The sequence below is a fragment of the Pseudomonas sp. UM16 genome, assembly GCF_050312595.1.
Classification (GTDB): Bacteria; Pseudomonadota; Gammaproteobacteria; order Pseudomonadales; family Pseudomonadaceae; genus Aquipseudomonas.
Map to the genome: position 1 here is coordinate 1 of NZ_JBNPJT010000002.1, position 18,256 is coordinate 18,256.

At 57.9% G+C, this 18,256-nt stretch carries 17 protein-coding genes, 2 tRNA genes and 1 rRNA gene; 13 read left to right on the forward strand and 7 right to left on the reverse strand.

Annotated features, from left to right (window positions below; translation table 11 throughout):
* Positions 1-135: 135 nt before the first annotated feature.
* From ACQRAX_RS02125 to ACQRAX_RS02135, 3 genes are all read right to left on the reverse strand, one after another.
* Positions 136-211: transfer RNA gene (locus tag ACQRAX_RS02125), tRNA-Ala, on the reverse strand.
* A gap of 10 nt (positions 212-221) precedes the next feature.
* Positions 222-298, reverse strand: a tRNA-Ile gene (locus ACQRAX_RS02130).
* An 84-nt stretch (positions 299-382) separates the two neighbouring features.
* Positions 383-1,919, reverse strand: a 16S ribosomal RNA gene (locus ACQRAX_RS02135).
* A gap of 615 nt (positions 1,920-2,534) precedes the next feature.
* Between ACQRAX_RS02135 and rhtA the strand changes: the two genes are divergently transcribed.
* Entirely contained in the window at positions 2,535-3,422 is an 888-nt protein-coding gene (gene rhtA, locus ACQRAX_RS02140) for a threonine/homoserine exporter RhtA (RefSeq protein ID WP_412038420.1), read from the forward strand.
* 183 nt (positions 3,423-3,605) lie between these two features.
* Entirely contained in the window at positions 3,606-3,887 is a 282-nt protein-coding gene (locus ACQRAX_RS02145; RefSeq protein ID WP_412038419.1) for a hypothetical protein, read from the forward strand.
* A 64-nt stretch (positions 3,888-3,951) separates the two neighbouring features.
* Here the strand turns inward: ACQRAX_RS02145 and ACQRAX_RS02150 are convergent, their stop codons facing one another.
* The gene (locus ACQRAX_RS02150; RefSeq protein ID WP_412038418.1) at positions 3,952-5,760 is read right to left on the reverse strand and encodes an aminopeptidase P family protein; all 1,809 of its coding nucleotides are present in this window, start codon (positions 5,758-5,760) and stop codon (positions 3,952-3,954) included.
* 207 nt (positions 5,761-5,967) lie between these two features.
* Between ACQRAX_RS02150 and ACQRAX_RS02155 the strand changes: the two genes are divergently transcribed.
* Together ACQRAX_RS02155 and ACQRAX_RS02160 are read left to right on the forward strand one after the other, a co-directional pair.
* A complete protein-coding gene (locus tag ACQRAX_RS02155) occupies positions 5,968-7,077 on the forward strand; it encodes a DUF3182 family protein (protein WP_412038417.1) in 1,110 nt (369 codons plus the stop codon).
* Complete coding sequence (locus tag ACQRAX_RS02160; RefSeq protein ID WP_412038416.1) at positions 7,064-7,834, forward strand: alpha/beta hydrolase family protein; 771 nt, start codon at positions 7,064-7,066, stop codon at positions 7,832-7,834. The genes ACQRAX_RS02155 and ACQRAX_RS02160 overlap by 14 nt, the downstream gene beginning before the upstream one ends.
* Here ACQRAX_RS02160 and ACQRAX_RS02165 read toward each other — a convergent pair.
* Positions 7,804-8,193 carry an antibiotic biosynthesis monooxygenase gene (locus tag ACQRAX_RS02165; protein WP_412038415.1) on the reverse strand — a complete coding sequence of 130 codons (390 nt, stop codon included), beginning with the start codon at positions 8,191-8,193 and terminating at the stop codon, positions 7,804-7,806. The two genes, ACQRAX_RS02160 and ACQRAX_RS02165, sit on opposite strands and share 31 nt — an antisense overlap.
* 88 nt (positions 8,194-8,281) lie before the next feature.
* Here ACQRAX_RS02165 and soxR point away from each other — a divergent pair, with 88 nt between their 5' ends.
* Positions 8,282-8,782: a redox-sensitive transcriptional activator SoxR gene (soxR, locus tag ACQRAX_RS02170; RefSeq protein WP_412038414.1), complete on the forward strand. Its 501-nt coding sequence runs from the start codon at positions 8,282-8,284 to the stop codon at positions 8,780-8,782.
* On the opposite strand, the gene ACQRAX_RS02175 is transcribed toward soxR, so the two are convergent.
* A complete protein-coding gene (locus ACQRAX_RS02175; RefSeq protein ID WP_412038413.1) occupies positions 8,749-9,729 on the reverse strand; it encodes a GlxA family transcriptional regulator in 981 nt (326 codons plus the stop codon). The genes soxR and ACQRAX_RS02175 overlap by 34 nt on opposite strands.
* 107 nt (positions 9,730-9,836) lie before the next feature.
* On the opposite strand from ACQRAX_RS02175, the gene ACQRAX_RS02180 reads away from it, so the two are divergent.
* Positions 9,837-10,394, forward strand: a complete 558-nt coding sequence (locus ACQRAX_RS02180) for a cysteine hydrolase family protein (protein ID WP_412038412.1) — start codon at positions 9,837-9,839, stop codon at positions 10,392-10,394.
* Between the two features lie 56 nt (positions 10,395-10,450).
* On the opposite strand, the gene ACQRAX_RS02185 is transcribed toward ACQRAX_RS02180, so the two are convergent.
* The gene (locus tag ACQRAX_RS02185; protein WP_412038411.1) at positions 10,451-11,014 is read right to left on the reverse strand and encodes a helix-turn-helix domain-containing protein; all 564 of its coding nucleotides are present in this window, start codon (positions 11,012-11,014) and stop codon (positions 10,451-10,453) included.
* Positions 11,015-11,097: 83 nt separating this feature from the next.
* On the opposite strand from ACQRAX_RS02185, the gene ACQRAX_RS02190 reads away from it, so the two are divergent.
* From ACQRAX_RS02190 to ACQRAX_RS02220, 7 genes are all read left to right on the forward strand, one after another.
* Positions 11,098-12,045, forward strand: a complete 948-nt coding sequence (locus ACQRAX_RS02190) for a DMT family transporter (protein WP_412038410.1) — start codon at positions 11,098-11,100, stop codon at positions 12,043-12,045.
* A 149-nt stretch (positions 12,046-12,194) separates the two neighbouring features.
* On the forward strand, positions 12,195-15,110 hold the full coding sequence (locus ACQRAX_RS02195; protein ID WP_412038409.1) for a monovalent cation/H+ antiporter subunit A: 2,916 nt from the start codon (positions 12,195-12,197) through the stop codon (positions 15,108-15,110).
* Positions 15,110-15,454, forward strand: a complete 345-nt coding sequence (locus ACQRAX_RS02200) for a Na+/H+ antiporter subunit C (RefSeq protein ID WP_010224297.1) — start codon at positions 15,110-15,112, stop codon at positions 15,452-15,454. Before ACQRAX_RS02195 ends, ACQRAX_RS02200 begins: the two co-directional genes overlap by 1 nt.
* A complete protein-coding gene (locus ACQRAX_RS02205) occupies positions 15,451-17,133 on the forward strand; it encodes a monovalent cation/H+ antiporter subunit D (RefSeq protein ID WP_412038408.1) in 1,683 nt (560 codons plus the stop codon). Before ACQRAX_RS02200 ends, ACQRAX_RS02205 begins: the two co-directional genes overlap by 4 nt.
* Positions 17,130-17,618, forward strand: coding sequence for a Na+/H+ antiporter subunit E (locus ACQRAX_RS02210; protein ID WP_412038407.1), 489 nt, complete (start codon positions 17,130-17,132; stop codon positions 17,616-17,618). The genes ACQRAX_RS02205 and ACQRAX_RS02210 overlap by 4 nt, the downstream gene beginning before the upstream one ends.
* Positions 17,615-17,893, forward strand: a complete 279-nt coding sequence (locus ACQRAX_RS02215) for a K+/H+ antiporter subunit F (RefSeq protein ID WP_038612978.1) — start codon at positions 17,615-17,617, stop codon at positions 17,891-17,893. The genes ACQRAX_RS02210 and ACQRAX_RS02215 overlap by 4 nt, the downstream gene beginning before the upstream one ends.
* Entirely contained in the window at positions 17,890-18,255 is a 366-nt protein-coding gene (locus tag ACQRAX_RS02220; RefSeq protein ID WP_412038406.1) for a Na+/H+ antiporter subunit G, read from the forward strand. Before ACQRAX_RS02215 ends, ACQRAX_RS02220 begins: the two co-directional genes overlap by 4 nt.
* Position 18,256: the final 1 nt, after the last annotated feature.

Here is an 18,256-nt window from a genome sequence, read left to right on the forward strand (position 1 = left end):
AACACCAGTGAAAGTGCCATTCAGTCTATCTTTCTATCACATACCCAAATTTTTAAAGAACGATTCTGAAAAAGTTCAGAAATCAATATTCGATCCGAATATTCATTTCTAAGCTTTGACACGGTAACAAGGGGGTGGTGGAGCCAAGCGGGATCGAACCGCTGACCTCCTGCGTGCAAGGCAGGCGCTCTCCCAGCTGAGCTATGGCCCCAACAAGAAACTGGTGGGTCTGGGCAGATTCGAACTGCCGACCTCACCCTTATCAGGGGTGCGCTCTAACCAACTGAGCTACAGACCCAGTTAAGAGCTGTTACCGATATCGTCTTCTTCAATGAATCAAGCAATTCGTGTGGGAGCTTATGAAACAGCTGATGTCGTCGATTAAGGAGGTGATCCAGCCGCAGGTTCCCCTACGGCTACCTTGTTACGACTTCACCCCAGTCATGAATCACACCGTGGTAACCGTCCTCCCGAAGGTTAGACTAGCTACTTCTGGTGCAACCCACTCCCATGGTGTGACGGGCGGTGTGTACAAGGCCCGGGAACGTATTCACCGCGACATTCTGATTCGCGATTACTAGCGATTCCGACTTCACGCAGTCGAGTTGCAGACTGCGATCCGGACTACGATCGGTTTTGTGAGATTAGCTCCACCTCGCGGCTTGGCAACCCTCTGTACCGACCATTGTAGCACGTGTGTAGCCCAGGCCGTAAGGGCCATGATGACTTGACGTCATCCCCACCTTCCTCCGGTTTGTCACCGGCAGTCTCCTTAGAGTGCCCACCATTACGTGCTGGTAACTAAGGACAAGGGTTGCGCTCGTTACGGGACTTAACCCAACATCTCACGACACGAGCTGACGACAGCCATGCAGCACCTGTCTCAATGTTCCCGAAGGCACCAATCCATCTCTGGAAAGTTCATTGGATGTCAAGGCCTGGTAAGGTTCTTCGCGTTGCTTCGAATTAAACCACATGCTCCACCGCTTGTGCGGGCCCCCGTCAATTCATTTGAGTTTTAACCTTGCGGCCGTACTCCCCAGGCGGTCAACTTAATGCGTTAGCTGCGCCACTAAAATCTCAAGGATTCCAACGGCTAGTTGACATCGTTTACGGCGTGGACTACCAGGGTATCTAATCCTGTTTGCTCCCCACGCTTTCGCACCTCAGTGTCAGTATGAGCCCAGGTGGTCGCCTTCGCCACTGGTGTTCCTTCCTATATCTACGCATTTCACCGCTACACAGGAAATTCCACCACCCTCTGCCCTACTCTAGCTCGCCAGTTTTGGATGCAGTTCCCAGGTTGAGCCCGGGGATTTCACATCCAACTTAACGAACCACCTACGCGCGCTTTACGCCCAGTAATTCCGATTAACGCTTGCACCCTCTGTATTACCGCGGCTGCTGGCACAGAGTTAGCCGGTGCTTATTCTGTCGGTAACGTCAAAACACTAACGTATTAGGTTAATGCCCTTCCTCCCAACTTAAAGTGCTTTACAATCCGAAGACCTTCTTCACACACGCGGCATGGCTGGATCAGGCTTTCGCCCATTGTCCAATATTCCCCACTGCTGCCTCCCGTAGGAGTCTGGACCGTGTCTCAGTTCCAGTGTGACTGATCATCCTCTCAGACCAGTTACGGATCGTCGCCTTGGTGAGCCATTACCTCACCAACTAGCTAATCCGACCTAGGCTCATCTGATAGCGCAAGGCCCGAAGGTCCCCTGCTTTCTCCCGTAGGACGTATGCGGTATTAGCGTTCCTTTCGAAACGTTGTCCCCCACTACCAGGCAGATTCCTAGGTATTACTCACCCGTCCGCCGCTGAATCAAGGAGCAAGCTCCCGTCATCCGCTCGACTTGCATGTGTTAGGCCTGCCGCCAGCGTTCAATCTGAGCCATGATCAAACTCTTCAGTTCAATACTGCTTGGGTTTTGAGAAAACCCTAAACTTGGCTCAGCAATCTCAAATGACTAATTCGAAGCCTTTCGACTTCTCGTGCAGCCACTTGTGATGCTGATAATCTTTCTGACTATCAGTCTGAGCCACAAGCACCCACACGAATTGCTTGATTCGATTGTTAAAGAGCGGTGGTTGAAGCCTTTCGCTTCAACCGAGGCGCGCATTCTACGCTTTCCTCAGAGTCTGTCAAGCGTTTATTTTGAAGTTTTTCAGAATTTCTCTTTCAACTTCAACCGCTTAACTCGCTGCGATCTCTCGTCAGCGGGAGGCGAATTCTACAGCGTTTCAATCCGCTGTCAACCACCTTTTTCACCGCTACCGATCTTGCGATCGAAGCCCCTCCGGCACTACCTGGAACATCTAACTCGTTGAATCTCAAGGAGTTTTCCGTTCCGACTGCGCCGGAAGTGGGGCGAATTATAGAGCGTTTGAATCGAGCGTCAAGCTTTAATTTGGAAAAACCTATATAAAAGAAAATGCGCACTATATTGCTCAGCTCGCAGGCTTTGCGCATCATAAGCCACCATCGCCGATATTGCGCGCCCTACCTATATAAGGAATAGTCTTCAACAATGAACGCTCAACCCCGTAGCTTGGCCGCCACGTTATTTCCCATCGGCCTACTGCTGATTGCCATGGCCTCGATACAGTCCGGCGCCTCACTGGCTAAGAGCATGTTCCCTGTAGTTGGCGCACAAGGCACTACCACCCTGCGCCTGATCTTTGCCAGTGTGATCATGCTGCTGCTATTGCGCCCGTGGCGCGCCCGCCTCAGCGCCAGCACACTGCGCACAGTCATTATCTATGGCATGGCCTTGGGCGGGATGAATTTCCTCTTCTATATGTCGTTACGCACTGTGCCATTGGGGATTGCCGTAGCGCTGGAGTTCACCGGCCCTCTGGCCGTGGCCCTGTACGCTTCCCGGCGCGCAGTGGATTTCCTCTGGATCGCTCTCGCGGTGGTCGGATTGCTGCTGCTGATTCCCATTGGCCAAAGTGGCGGCGGAATCGACCTGGTCGGCGCCAGCTATGCACTGGGCGCTGGCGTGTGTTGGGCGCTGTACATTCTTTATGGGCAAAAGGCAGGTGCCGAGAACGGCATTCAAACTGCGGCATTGGGCGTGATGATCGCCGCACTCTTCGTCGCCCCTATTGGCATTGCTCACGCAGGCAGTGCTTTGCTGACGCCAGCGCTCCTGCCCATCGCTTTAGGCGTGGCAATACTCTCCACAGCACTGCCCTACAGCCTGGAAATGGTTGCACTCACACGCATGCCAGCAAGAACATTCGGCACACTGATGAGTATCGAACCTGCCTTTGGTGCACTCTCGGGATTGCTGTTTCTCGGCGAAGTGCTGAGCGTGATGCAATGGCTGGCCATCGCTGCCATCATTACCGCTTCGGTGGGCGCAACGCTGTCAATGCGCAAGGAAAGCCCAGCCTTGGTCGCTGCCGACTGATTTGAGAAATATTTGCATTTAAACCCAAACTGGTCATTGTGCCGCGCATCGACGATCTTTAAGCTGTCATTGAACGTCAACCTTAACGCTATCTAATTGACAAGACAGGGACGCAACGGAGCATCACGAAGACGCAACAGACATTGACCCGGACGAAAGATCCGGCACGTATTAAGGACGGGAATGAAAAGTATTTTGCTCATCCTGGCCATGTTGGCCATTGCCGGGTGCGCGGCGACTGCAAAAACTCAAGTCAAGCACGGCAAGCGGGGACTGCACATCAACTGCTCCGGTCTCTCGTCATCCTGGGACCAATGCAATAGCAAAGCGACTACCGCTTGCGGCGCAAAAGGTTACAAGGTGATCGCCCGCTCGGGCGATGACGATGCCGAATCCGGTGACTACCTGTTTGGGCTCAATCCGGCCGGATACACCAGCCGCAGCATGATCGTGATCTGCAAATAAAGAATATTCAACACAAAGGGCAGCTTGATAGCTGCCCTTTGTGTTCAGGCATACGTCCTCGCGATCAAATCGCTGCCGTGCGCTCCTGCAGCCATTGCAATGCCGCGCCACCGAGCAAGGGCGCCAGACGCTCTCGCACCTGTTGATGGTAATCATTGAGCCAGTTGCGCTCTTGCTCGCTCAGCAACTGTGGTAGCAAGCAGCGCGTATCAATCGGGCACAAGGTCAGGGTTTCGAATTCCAGGAAGTCGCCAAACTCGCTGCGCCCCACCTCACGATTGAACACCAGGTTCTCGATTCGCACCCCCCACTGCCCTGGCCGGTAAGTACCTGGCTCAATGGAGGTAATCATCCCTGCCTGCATTGCCGTCTGCGGTGCTGCTGCAGCCTGGTAAGCAATGACCTGTGGGCCCTCATGAACATTCATGAAGTAGCCCACACCGTGGCCAGTGCCATGACCGTAATCAACCTGATCCGCCCAGATTGGCGCCCGTGCGATAGCGTCCAGCAACGGGGACAGAATCCCCCGCGGAAAACGCGCACGCGACAAGGCGATCACGCCCTTGAGCACCCGCGTACAATCCTGCTTCTGCGCAAGGCTCGGCGTACCCACGGGGATCATCCGCGTGATGTCGGTGGTTCCTCCCAGGTACTGGCCACCCGAGTCGATCAGCAGCAGGCCATCGCCCTCGATGCGCGCATACGACGCCTCGGTTGCGCGGTAATGCGGCATGGCGCCGTTGGCGTTGAACGCGGCGATGGTTGAAAAACTCAACGAAACGAACCCCGGACGACGGGCGCGCGTGGCGCTGAGCCGCTCGTCGATGGTCAATTCGGTGACCGTCTCACGCCCCAGCGCAACCTCCAACCAGGCAAAAAATTCGCACAGTGCCGCCCCATCCTGCTCCATGGCATTGCGGATGTGCGCCAGGTCCTCTGGGCTTTTCTGTGACTTGGCCAGCGTCGTGGGATTGAGGCCTTCGACCAAGCGTACCTCACTGGGCAAATGGGCAATTAAGCCACGGGTGACCCGTGCCGGATCGATCAGCAGGCTGCAGCCTGCCGGCACTGCGGCCAAGGACGCCCGGATCTCGGTATAGTCGCGCACGTGCACACCCTCAACTTCAAGCACCTGGCGCAACTGCGCATTCAGCTTGCTCGGGGCGACAAACAGGATTGCTTGATCCTGGCTGACCAACGCGAAGGCAACAAATACCGGATTGTAGGAAACATCGCTGCCTCGCAAGTTGAACAACCAGGCAATATCGTCAAGAGTGGCAATGAAGTGCCAATCGGCGCGACGGTCGCGCATCGCCTGACGCAATCGGGCGAGCTTCTCGCCAAGCGTCACCGTCGCTTCGGGCGGCAGATGTGGGTACACCGGATTGTCCGGCAAGCACGGTCGATCCGCCCACACCTCGTCAAGCAGATCCAGAGTGGTCAGCAAGCGTGCATTTCGGCTTTGCAGGCGCTCGTCTAACTGGCGCGCCGAGGCCTCTGCCATGACCGCCCCATCAACCGCTACCGCTGCCCCTTCTGGCGTCTGCTCAGCCAGCCAATCCAAAGGCCCTAGCTTGCCTGGCTGCAGCTTAATCAAGTCGATACCACTACCGGCGAGTTCTTTCTCAGCCTGTTCCCAGTAACGGCTATCGGCCCACAGGCCGGCAAAGTCGGCCGTCACGATCAACGTACCAACCGAACCCTGGAAGCCAGATAACCACTGTCGTCCCTGCCAGTAGCCAGGCAAATATTCGGAAAGATGGGGATCCGCCGACGGCACCAACAAGGCGTAGACCCTTTCCCGGCTCATCACCTGGCGAACGGCTGCCAGGCGGGTGCTCACCGCTCCCTGCGCTGAAGACTGAGTGTTCATGCTGACTCCCACGGCATCCATTGTTATTGGCGCTGATAATGGAACAGGCTTGAGTCCCCGGCAACCGCCCAGAAGCGTTGCGACTGTAACGAGGCGTTGAATGTACTGGCGGCTAGTTTGACATTTACGCCGTCCTTGATCGCCCGGAGTGAACTTCTAGGCAGCTAAACCTTCACAACACTACAGTCTTTGCACGAGAGAATCCTCATGCCCCGCTCGTCTGACCGCAAGCAAGGCGTGGTATTGCTCGACACGCGCGAGCACACGCCCGAACACGAACACTGTGTGCACCTCAAGCTTGCCGAACGTCTGGCGCAATTGCTCGACACACAGGTGGTCACCCCTACTCAAGCACCGACGCAGTACGACAATTTCTATTACCTGCCCACCGAAACCCTGATCCAGCACCCGCACTACCACGAGATGGGCATCACCTCAGCCCAGGACCTGCTCGGCGGTGTTGTCACCCGGCCCTATATGGCCACCAAGGCGATATCCCACCCCTTGCCAGCCAATGCTCGCTACCCCCTTGGCTGGACTGATGACTTTGCCCGTCAAGCCAGTGATGCCCTGCTGCGCGGCTACACGGTGTTTAGCGTGCAAGACGCTGGCAGCGCCGCGGCCCTTTTGCTGCGTGACGGTCCTGTACGGATCAAACCGGTACGCGCGACCGCCGGGCGGGGTCAAACCGTGGTGACAACGATGAAGGAAGTCGAGCAAGCGCTGAGTGGCCTGAACGAAAAGGAGTTGGCCCTGTGGGGCCTGACGCTGGAAGAGAACCTGACCGACGTGCAGACCTTCAGTGTCGGTCAGGCGTTGGTGGCCGGCATTCTCTGCAGCTACTACGGCACCCAGCAATTGACCCACGACCATGCAGGCGAAGAAATCTATGGCGGTTCGGACCTGGTCTTGGTCCGCGGCGACTACGACACCTTGTTGCAACTGCATCTTGAAGACTCTCTGCGCCTAGCAATCACCCAGGCCAGGACCTATGAACAGGCGGCGCTACAGAATTTCCCCGGGTTCTTTGCTTCACGACGCAACTACGATGTGGCTCAAGGCCTGAACAGCCAGGGCAAAATCCGCAGCGGTGTCCTCGAACAATCCTGGCGTATCGGCGGTGCCAGCAGCGCAGAAATCCTGGCGTTACAGGCATTTGCTGCAGACCCCGCGTTAACCCGCATACGCGCCTCCACCCATGAAGCCTTCGACGCGCCCGAGCTGCCCGCCGATGCGACCCTTTTCTATCAGGGGGAAGACAGTGAACTCGGAAGAATCTGCAAATACGCACGGTTGCGCGACTATGACCATCCATAGTGAACCCATTGAGATCCATGTCGATGACGAAACTATTGCCGCCACCATTGTCAGCCCCGGTGACAAGGTGCCGGGGATTCTGTTCGTGCACGGTTGGGGAGGCAGTCAGCAGCGCGACCTGGCGCGAGCCAAACAAATCACTGGCCTGGGCTGTGTGTGCATGACTTTCGACTTGCGCGGTCACGAAAAAACCGAGAGCCAGCGCCTGAGTGTCACTCGCGAACAAAATCTGGCTGACTTGGTTGCTGCCTATGATCGATTGGTCTGCCACCCTGCCGTCGACACCAGCGCCATTGCCGTTATTGGAAGCAGTTATGGCGGTTATTTGGCAACCCTGTTAACCGGCCTACGACCGGTCAAATGGCTGGCTTTACGGGTACCGGCATTGTACTGGGACGATGAGTGGAGCATGCCCAAACAGGGCCTGGATCGCCAGCGCCTGACTGATTACCGCCGGCGACCGCTGGGCCCCACCGATAATCGTGCCCTCGGGGCGTGTGCAGAGTTCGCCGGAGATGTGCTGTTGGTCGAATCCGAACAGGACGACTATGTCCCGCACAGCACCCTGATGAGCTACCGTTCGGCGTTCGTCAGTACGCATTCGCTGACCCATCGAATCGTCGATGGCGCCGACCATGCGCTATCCAGCGACCGCAGCCAGAAAGCCTACAGCTCGATCCTCAGCGCCTGGATCAGCGAGATGGTCATCGGTGCTCGTCTCGATCACTACCCGCACCATTCGCCCTGGTACTCCTGAGCCGACGGCAACTGACAATGCAGCCCATCAGTGGTGCTGCGCAGCAGGTTGCTCAAGGTTTGAAACGCAGCAAAGTTAACGCCTTTGGCCTCGTATTGCCGAATCAGTTGCAGAAAGGGTTCCTGAGCAAAACTACTGGCAGCCTCCTCCCAGGCCTGGCGCGATTGCCACTGCAGGTATTGCAGAACACGACAGCCGTCATCACTGGCCTGGATGCTCGCGCTCACCAGCCCGACATGTTGCGAAGCCAGCACTTCGCTGCGCTCGGCCAACGCCTGGGCTAAGGCGTACTGACGTGCGGGTATCACCTCGAATTCGATCATCTGGGTAAAGCACAAACTACGCGCTATAGCCGTCATGGGCATTCTCTCCCTACCATTGAACTTGCGATGCAACGGCAGGCAGGGTAAAACCTTAAGTTAACTAGAGGTCAAGAGACTTTACAGCATGCCGCAACCTTGCACCGCAGAGAAGGTCATGACCGTCGGCCAGTTGGCTGCCCGCAGCGGTGTTGCGGTCACCGCTCTGCACTTCTATGAGAGCAAAGGACTGATTCACAGCACCCGCAGCGGTGGCAATCAACGTCGCTACCCGCGCGAAACCTTGCGCAGGGTTGCGGTGATCAAGATGGCCCAGCGCCTGGGCATCCCCCTGGCGAGCATTCACACCGCGCTGCAGACATTACCCGTGGGCCGCGCGCCAAGTATCGCGGACTGGCAACGGCTGTCCGAACAGTGGCGCCAGGACCTGACCCAACGCATCGACAAAATGCTGGCACTGCGCGACCAGCTCGATGGCTGTATAGGTTGCGGCTGCATGTCGTTGCAGAGTTGTCCGTTACGCAACTGTGATGACCAGTTGAGTGAACGGGGTCCAGGTCCGCAGTTGCTGGAACCCGGCCCGGATATTCAGGATCAGCCGATGCTTTCGATCACTCGACGTCGATAGTCACTGGGCGCAAGCCCGGTCAGCTTGAGGAAGACTTTGCGAAAGGCGCCCGGGTCCTGGTAGCCCACACCCCAGGCAATCTGGTCGATGCTGCGGTTGGTGAACTCGAGCATCCGGCAGGCGCGACCGACCCGTACCTGCTGGCAGTATTCCGTAGGCTTGAGGCCGGTGGCACTGCGGAAACGACGCAAGAAAGTACGCGACTCCAAGCCTGCACAATCAGCCATGATTTTCAGGCTCACATCCCGCGCCCCAGTGCTTTGCAGCCAGTGCTGAACCTTGAGCACGGCCTCATCGCCATGATCCAGGCGTGGCTCGAAGGTACTCCCCGGCCGCGCGCTGGCGCTGCTGCGATCTACCGCGAGAAAGCGCGCAGTCTCGGCGGCCAGGGTCTCGCCCAGGTAACGTTCAATCAGTTTCAGACCCAAGTCAGTCCAGGCCATCAACCCAGCCGAAGTCATAATATCGCCGTCATCGAGCAGCGCCAGATTGGCTTCGACTTTGACCGCTGGAAAGCGCTCGACCAGGGATTGGGCGAAGTTCCAATGAGTCGTGGCTGGGCGGCCATCAAGCAGGCCGCTGGCGGCAATGAAAAATACCCCGACACACACTGACACCAACAATGCCCCATCACGATGCCATCGACGCAGCGCTTCTCGATATCGCTCAAGCAACTCGGGGGATGGCGCCTGAGTCAGGCTCGGCGGAATGATCACTACCCGGAGCTGATGATGAGCCTCGGGATGACTGTCATAGAGCACTGCAAGTTGCCCGGCCTGGTCTTCACCCCAATGACTGATACGTAGCACTGGCCGCTCCAGAGCCCCCAGTTCGTGGCGCAAGCGATTGGCAATGGCGAACAGATCGGTCAACCCATGCACCGCCGCCTGCTGCGCACCGGGATAGACCAGCAAACCGATTTCCAGCGTGCCGCAGTCTTTGGCCATTGTCAGTTTTTCCCGCCAATTTGTCGTTCGCGCCAATGCGCAAGCGCATCACTCAAGCCTATAACTATCACCACACCACAACCACTCTGTACAAGAGGCATTTGAAAATGAGCAAACACGCGCTGATCATCATCGACATTCAGAACGACTACTTCCCAGGGGGCAAGTGGACTCTGGATGGTGCAGAACAGGCAGCCGATCAAGCTGCCCGGATTCTTGAGGCAAGCCGAGCCAAGGGTGAGCTGGTAGTGCATGTACGCCATGAGTTCGAGTCCAATGACGCGCCTTTTTTCACCCCTGATTCCGAAGGCGCGCTTATCCACCCCAAAGTCTCCCCCCTGCCAAATGAACCGGTGGTGCTCAAGCACAAAGTCAACTCGTTCCTGAACACTGAACTCAAAGCTGTGCTGGACGCGCATGACATCGGAGCGGTGACGGTAGTTGGCAGCATGAGCCATATGTGCATCGATGGCTTCACCCGTGCCGCCGCAGACATGGGCTATAAAGTCAGCGTGATCCACGATGCCTGCGCCACCCGCGACCTGGAATTTAACGGCGTCAGCGTTCCTGCAGCTCAAGTCCATACCGCCTATATGGCAGCCCTGGCATTTGCCTATGCCACAGTTGTTTCTACCGAGGACTACCTGGCCGGCAAAAACCTCTAATCTCACCGGGCCTGCTTGTCACTACTGCTCGCGGGGTTACCCCGCGATGTCTTCGCTCAAATCACCACATTGCGCACAAACCGCGTCGCCACCTCACCATCATTGCGATAAATATGCATGCGATTACTGGCATAGCTGAAAAAGTCGCCGACCTGCAGCCGATGCTGCTGGTCTTCGATAACCAGCGTTAGGCACCCTTCGAACACATACAGCTGTTCACTCCAACCATCGGCATCTGCTTCGCATTGGTACACCTCCCCTGGCTCCAGGCGCCACTCCCACAATTCGACTTCGCGACTGGCAACCGAACTGGCGAGCAATACGGCGCTGCTGCCTGGGTGAATTCCCGTCCAGGCCAGTTCGTTGATACGACTGGGATCGCGGTTGTCCGGGGCTTGGATCAAGTCGGTAAAGGCGGCGTCCAACGCCTCGGCAATACGGTCAAGTGTAGTCAGGCTTACATTCTTCTCGCCCGCTTCGATGGCCACCAGCATACGTCGGCTAACCCCCGATTTTTCCGCCAAAGCGCTCTGGCTAAGCGCCGCTGCATGACGCAGGCGGCGAATATTCTGACTGACATGTTGCAGCACTGAAGCGCGCTGAGTGGAATCTTTGTGCACTATATTGCTCACTTGTTGGGTTTGCGCAGTATACTGCCCACATCGCCGCAATTGTGCGTCGCTCCTCTTCCGTGTGCAAGGCCATGACCTCATTCAACACTGCAGAACGCCCTACTGTTTCCTTCCGGCTGAGCAAGGCCGAACTGGTACTGGTGTTTATCACCATGCTATGGGGGGGCACCTTCCTGTTAGTGCATAACGTCATGACCGTCAGCGGGCCAATGTTCTTCGTTGGGCTGCGCTTTGCTGCCGCTACCCTGTTTGTCGGCCTGGTGTCAGCTCGCGCGTTGGCGGGGTTGACGGTCACTGAACTGAAAGCAGGGGTACTGATCGGCGTATCAATCATGCTCGGCTATGGCTTGCAAACCTATGGCTTACAAACCATCAGCAGCAGCCAGTCTGCATTCATCACCGCTTTATACGTGCCCTTTGTGCCACTGCTGCAGTGGTTGGTGCTGGGGCGGCGCCCGGGCCTGATGCCAAGCCTGGGAATCGGCTTGGCCTTTGTGGGCTTGATGCTCCTGGCGGGTCCGGAAGGTGGTTCGCTGCAGTTCAGCGCCGGTGAAATCGCCACCTTGGTCAGTGCTGTAGCAATTGCGGCGGAAATCATCCTGATCAGCCGCTACGCCGGCAAAGTCGATGTGCGGCGGGTGACCGTGGTGCAGTTGGCAACCGCGTCGGCGCTGTCATTCTTGATGGTGGTGCCAACTCAGGAGCCTGTGCCAGACTTTTCTTGGCTATTGCTGCTTAGCGCGCTGGGCCTGGGCGCGATGAGTGCGGTGATTCAAATGGCGATGAACTGGGCACAGAAAACGGTTTCGCCTACCCGCGCAACGCTGATCTATGCCGGCGAGCCAGTCTGGGCCGGCGTCGTTGGCCGGGTCGCGGGGGAGCGTTTGCCCGCCATTGCCTTGTTAGGCGGTTTGTTCATTGTGATTGCGGTCATCGTCAGCGAGCTGAAGATCAAGCGCCGGGAAGTCTCTTCTGAAGTACTCCAGGCGCCTGCTCAAGGAAGAGAACCAGAGCTCTAGAGAGCAAATCCAGTCTATTCTTTGTAAAAAACTGTTATAAAAAAATCGTTTGATACATCGCGTTTGTAGAATTCTGCCACAGCTTCTGTGTTGGTGATCGACGGTGCGCCACGTATGATCCCTTACAAACTTCTGCAGATTAGAAATCTATGTCCTTGATAGTGCTACTGCTTCTGCCGTTTATCGGCAGCTGCCTGGCGGCTGTCTTGCCGCACAACGCACGCAACAGCGAGTCATTGCTTGCTGGGCTCGTGGCCCTGGTCGGCACCGTCCAGGTCGCCTTGCTGTACCCGCAAATCGTCGATGGCGGGGTAATCCGTGAAGAGTTTCTCTGGCTGCCAAGCCTGGGTCTGAATCTGGTCCTGCGCATGGACGGCTTCGCCTGGCTGTTCTCCCTGCTGGTCTTGGGCATCGGTACCCTGGTGTCGCTCTACGCACGCTATTACATGTCGCCACAGGACCCTGTGCCGCGGTTCTTTGCCTTTTTCCTGGCGTTTATGGGCGCAATGCTCGGCCTGGTGATTTCCGGCAACCTGATCCAGATTGTGTTCTTCTGGGAACTGACCAGTGTATTCTCGTTCCTGCTGATCGGTTATTGGCACCACCGTGCCGATGCACGGCGCGGTGCCTACATGGCGCTGATGGTCACCGGTGCGGGCGGATTATGCCTGCTGGCGGGGGTACTGCTGCTCGGCCATGTGGTCGGCAGCTACGACCTGGACAAGGTCCTTGCTGCCGGCGAGCTGATTCGCAATCACGCTCTATACCCGATCCTATTGCCTTTGATTTTGCTCGGCGCCCTGACCAAGAGCGCACAGTTCCCCTTCCACTTCTGGCTTCCCCATGCCATGGCAGCGCCGACACCCGTCTCGGCGTATCTGCACTCGGCAACCATGGTCAAGGCCGGGGTATTTCTCCTCGCACGTCTCTGGCCGGTACTGTCCGGCAGTGAAGAGTGGTTTTGGATTGTCGGCGGCGCCGGGGCTTGTACCCTGGTACTAGGCGCCTTTGCGGCGATGTTCCAGAACGATCTCAAAGGCCTGCTGGCCTATTCAACCATCAGCCATCTGGGGCTGATCACCCTGTTGCTAGGCCTGAACAGCCCTCTGGCGGCCGTCGCGGCGGTGTTCCACATCCTCAACCATGCCACGTTCAAAGCCTCATTATTCATGGCCGCCGGCATCATCGACCATGAAAGTGGTACCCGTGATATCCGCCGTCTTAGCGGTCTGTTCCGGTTGATACCCTTCACGGCGACTCTGGCCATGGTGGCCAGCGCCTCCATGGCCGGGGTGCCATTGCTGAACGGTTTCCTGTCCAAGGAAATGTTCTTCGCCGAGACCGTCTTCATCAGTTCCAGCGCCTGGATTGAAACCGCCCTGCCGGTGATTGCTACTTTGGCGGGCACCTTCAGCGTGGCTTATGCCTTGCGCTTCACCGTCGACGTGTTCTTTGGCCCACCGGCCACTGACCTACCCCATACCCCGCACGAACCCCCTCGCTGGATGCGCGCACCGGTCGAGTTGCTGGTACTCACTTGCCTGGTGGTGGGTATGTTTCCCGCGCAGTCGGTTGGGCCGCTGCTGGCTGCCGCCGCACTGCCGGTAGTGGGCGGCACTCTACCGCAATACAGCCTGGCCATCTGGCATGGCTGGAACGCGCCGCTGATCATGAGCCTGATCGCCATGTGTGCTGGCATTCTGCTCTACCTGCTGCTGCGCAACCAACTGAAGCTGGGCCGCTTCCCTAATCCACCGCTGATTGAACGATTCAATGGCAAGCGCCTGTTCGAACATGGCCAGGTAGTACTGATGCGCATGGCCCGGCGCTTTGAGCGGACACTGACTACCCGTCGCTTGCAAAAGCAGCTGTTCATGTTGGTACTGGTGGCGTTTCTGGCAGGTTTACTGCCGATGCTGGAAAGCGGCTTGAGCTGGGGCGATCGCCCGAAAATTCCGGGTTCCGGCGTGTTCGTGACACTTTGGCTGATCGCCATTGCCTGTGCCCTTGGCGCCGCCTGGCAAGCCAAATACCACCGTTTAGCGGCACTGACCATGGTCAGTGTCTGCGGCTTGATGACGTGCATTACCTTTGTCTGGTTCTCGGCCCCGGACCTGGCTCTGACCCAACTGGCGGTCGAGGTGGTTACCACGGTGCTGATCCTGCTCGGGTTGCGCTGGCTACCCCGGCGTATCGAAGGGGTTTCGCCCTTGCCTGGGCGCCAGGAACAGGCTCGTCTGCGACGCCTGCGCGACCTGATTCTGGCGCTCTTGGTCGGTGGCGGCATGGCCGTGCTGTCCTATTCGATGCTGACCCGTCCGACCCCGAACGATATTTCTACGTTCTACCTCAGTCGCGCGCTGCCCGAAGGCGGCGGTAGCAACGTGGTCAATGTCATGCTCGTGGACTTCCGCGGTTTCGACACCTTGGGTGAAGTGACGGTGCTGGTCGCGGTGGCACTGGCGGTATTTGCCCTGCTGCGCCGTTTCCGCCCACCTCGCGAAAGCATGCAACTGCCCGCTCAACAGCGACTGTTGGCCCCCGACGTTGTCACCGACCTGGTCAACCCACGTCAAGCTGCCGACACGGCGCTGGGGTTCATGATGGTTCCGGCAGTATTGGTACGCCTGCTGCTGCCGATTGCCCTGGTGGTGTCGATGTACCTGTTCATGCGCGGACACAACCAGCCTGGCGGCGGTTTTGTCGCCGGCCTGGTGATGTCGGTGGCGTTTATTCTCCAATACATGGTCGCCGGCACCCAATGGGTGGAGGCGCAAATGAGCCTGCGACCCTTGCGCTGGATGGGCACCGGCCTGCTCTGTGCCACCCTTACTGGCGCAGGTGCAATGTTCCTCGGCTATCCGTTCCTGACCACGCATACCGCTCACCTGCACCTGCCGTTGCTGGGTGATATCCATATCGCCAGCGCGCTGTTTTTCGATATTGGCATCTTCACCGTGGTGGTCGGTTCGACTCTGTTGATTCTCACCGCCCTGGCTCACCAGTCGGTACGCGGACACCGGCCGGCCAATCAACCCAAAGCCAGTCCGACAGGAGCCGCGTGATGGAAGAAGTCATCGCAATTGCTATTGGCGTTCTCGCCGCTTCCGGGGTGTGGTTGATCCTGCGCCCCCGCACCTTTCAGGTAGTGATGGGCCTTTGCCTGCTGTCCTATGGGGTCAACCTGTTCATTTTCAGCATGGGGAGCCTGTTCATCGGTAAGGAGCCAATCATCAAGGACGGGGTGCCCCAAGACTTGCTCAACTATACCGACCCCTTGCCCCAGGCTCTGGTACTCACCGCTATCGTTATCAGCTTTGCCATGACCGCGCTGTTTCTGGTGGTGCTGCTGGCATCGCGTGGGTTGACCGGTACCGACCACGTCGATGGCCGGGAGCCCAACGAATGAGCGTGATGAACCAACTGATAATCGCCCCGATTCTGCTGCCCTTGTTCACTGCAGCATTGATGCTGCTTCTGGGCGAAAAACGCAGACCCCTGAAAGCCCGCTTGAACCTGGTCTCCAGTCTCGCTGGCCTGGCAATCTCAATCACCTTGCTTCTGTGGGTACAGGCCCAGGGTCAGGCCGCCTCAATCGGTGTGTACCTGCCAGGCAATTGGCCGGCGCCGTTCGGCATTGCCTTGGTAGTGGATCGCCTGTCTGCACTGATGCTGGTGCTGACCGGGATCGTCGGGGTCAGCGCCTTGCTCTTCGCCATGGCCCGCTGGGACGGCGCCGGGGCCAGCTTCCATGCTCTGTTTCAAATCCAGCTGATGGGCCTTTACGGGGCCTTTCTGACCGCTGACTTGTTCAACCTTTTTGTGTTCTTCGAGGTGTTGCTAGCGGCCTCCTATGGCCTACTCCTGCACGGTTCTGGCCGGGCACGGGTCAAGTCCGGCTTGCACTACATTGCCATCAACCTGTTCGCCTCATCGTTGTTTCTGATCGGTGCAGCAATGCTCTATGGCGTGACCGGCACCTTGAACATGGCCGACCTGGCGGTGAAAATCCCGCTGGTACCCGAGGCTGACCGCGGCCTGCTGCACGCCGGTGCCGCGATCCTGGCTACCGCATTCCTGGCCAAGGCAGGGATCTGGCCCTTGAACTTCTGGCTGGTGCCGGCCTATTCAGCCGCCAGCGCCCCCGTTGCCGCCCTGTTTGCGATCATGACCAAAGTCGGGACCTATACCGTACTGCGCTTGTGGACCTTGCTGTTTTCCGGCCAAGCCGGCGCCTCGTCGCTCTTTGGTGGCGACTGGCTGGTCTATGGTGGCTTGGCAACCCTCGGTTGCGCGGCGGTGTCTATCCTCGCCGCCCAGCGTCTGGAGCGCATGGCCAGCCTGAGCATCCTGGTCTCGGCAGGCACGCTCATGGCAGCCATCGGCTTTGGCCAGGTTGCCCTGACTGCCGGCGCATTGTTTTACCTGGTCAGCTCGACGCTGGCCCTGTGTGCCTTGTTCTTGCTGGCAGAACTGATTGAACGCTCGCGCTCAGCCAACGAGCTGCCCATGGATGACGATGATTGCCACCCCTCGCCGCTCGAATCGCTGCATCCACCCAAAGGCATCAACCTCGATGACGAACAGAAGGCCGTCATCGGCCAGGTAATCCCTTGGACCATGGCGTTCCTCGGCCTGAGCTTTATCGCCTGCGCGTTATTGATCATCGGCCTGCCACCACTCTCAGGCTTCATTGGCAAGATCAGTCTGATCAGTGCGCTGTTCAACCCTCAGGGTCTGGGCGTCACTGCTGAGCACCCCCTGTCGATTCAAGGCTGGGCACTGGTAGCACTGCTAGTACTGTCTGGCTTAGCCTCGATGATTGCCTTTGCCCGGGTCGGCATCCAGCGTTTTTGGACGCCTCAGGAGCGCCCCTCGCCACTGCTGCGCCGTTACGAATGTATTCCCATCGTTGCCTTGCTCGGGCTGTGTATCCTCTTGAGCGTGCGTGCTGAGCCCCTGCTGCGCTATGCCCATGACACCGCGGCCGGTCTCCAGGACCCTGAGCAATACGTCAGTGCGGTACTCGCCACGCGTCCCGTTCCGGGCCCTACCAGTCAAACCGCCAGTGCACAGGTGCTACCATGAAACGCCTGTTTCCCACGCCAGTACTGTCGATATCGTTGTGCCTGCTGTGGTTGTTACTGAACCTCTCAGTGAGCCCGGGCAACCTGCTTCTCGGTGTGTTGCTGGGTGTGCTCGCGCCGCTGCTGATGGCGCCGCTGCGGCCCTTATCGGCGCACATTAGCCACCCTTGGACCATCCTGCGCCTGATCCTGCGGGTAGGCATAGATGTGCTGGGTTCCAACCTTCAAGTGGCACGTGGCGTCTGGACGGCCAAGCACCGAGCGCCGCGTTCTCGATTCGTGCATGTTCCTCTTGACCTGCATGACGCTCATGGCCTGGCCGCCCTGTCGATGATCACCACCGTGATCCCAGGCACCATCTGGTCGGAATTGGCATTGGATCGAAGTGTCCTGCTGTTGCATGTATTCGACCTGGATGATGAAGCCCACTTCATTGAGCATTTCAAACAGACCTATGAACGCCCGCTGATGGAGATTTTCCAATGACTGGCCTGCTCGCCAACGCCATTCTCGCCAGCCTGTTCATCTTTGCCCTGGCCATGGCCCTGACTCTGTTTCGGCTGTTTCGCGGCCCTTCGGCCCAGGACCGGGTTCTGGCGCTGGACTACCTGTACATTCTGGCGATGTTGATGATGCTGGTGCTGGGCATTCGCTACGCCAGTGACACCTACTTCGAAGGGGCGCTGTTGATTGCACTGTTCGGCTTTGTCGGCTCATTTGCCTTGGCCAAGTTTCTGCTGCGTGGCGAGGTGATCGAATGACCAACTTGAACGAACTGCCATTCTGGATCGAAGTGCTGGTTGCACTGCTGTTGTTACTGAGCAGCCTGTTCGCCTTGAGCGGCGCCCTGGGCCTGGTCCGGCTGAGAACGTTCTTTCAGCGCATGCACCCGCCCGCCCTGGCCTCGACGCTGGGAACCTGGTGCGTTGCTCTGGCCTCGATCCTGTACTTTTCAGTACTCAAGCAAGGGCCCGTGCTGCATGCTTGGCTAATCCCGATCCTGATGGCAATCACTGTGCCGGTGACAACCTTGTTGCTAGCGCGCGCAGCGCTGTTTCGCAAACGTATGGCCGGTGACGAAGTACCAGAAGAAGTCAGCAGTGGGCGCGATCGCGGCCACTAAG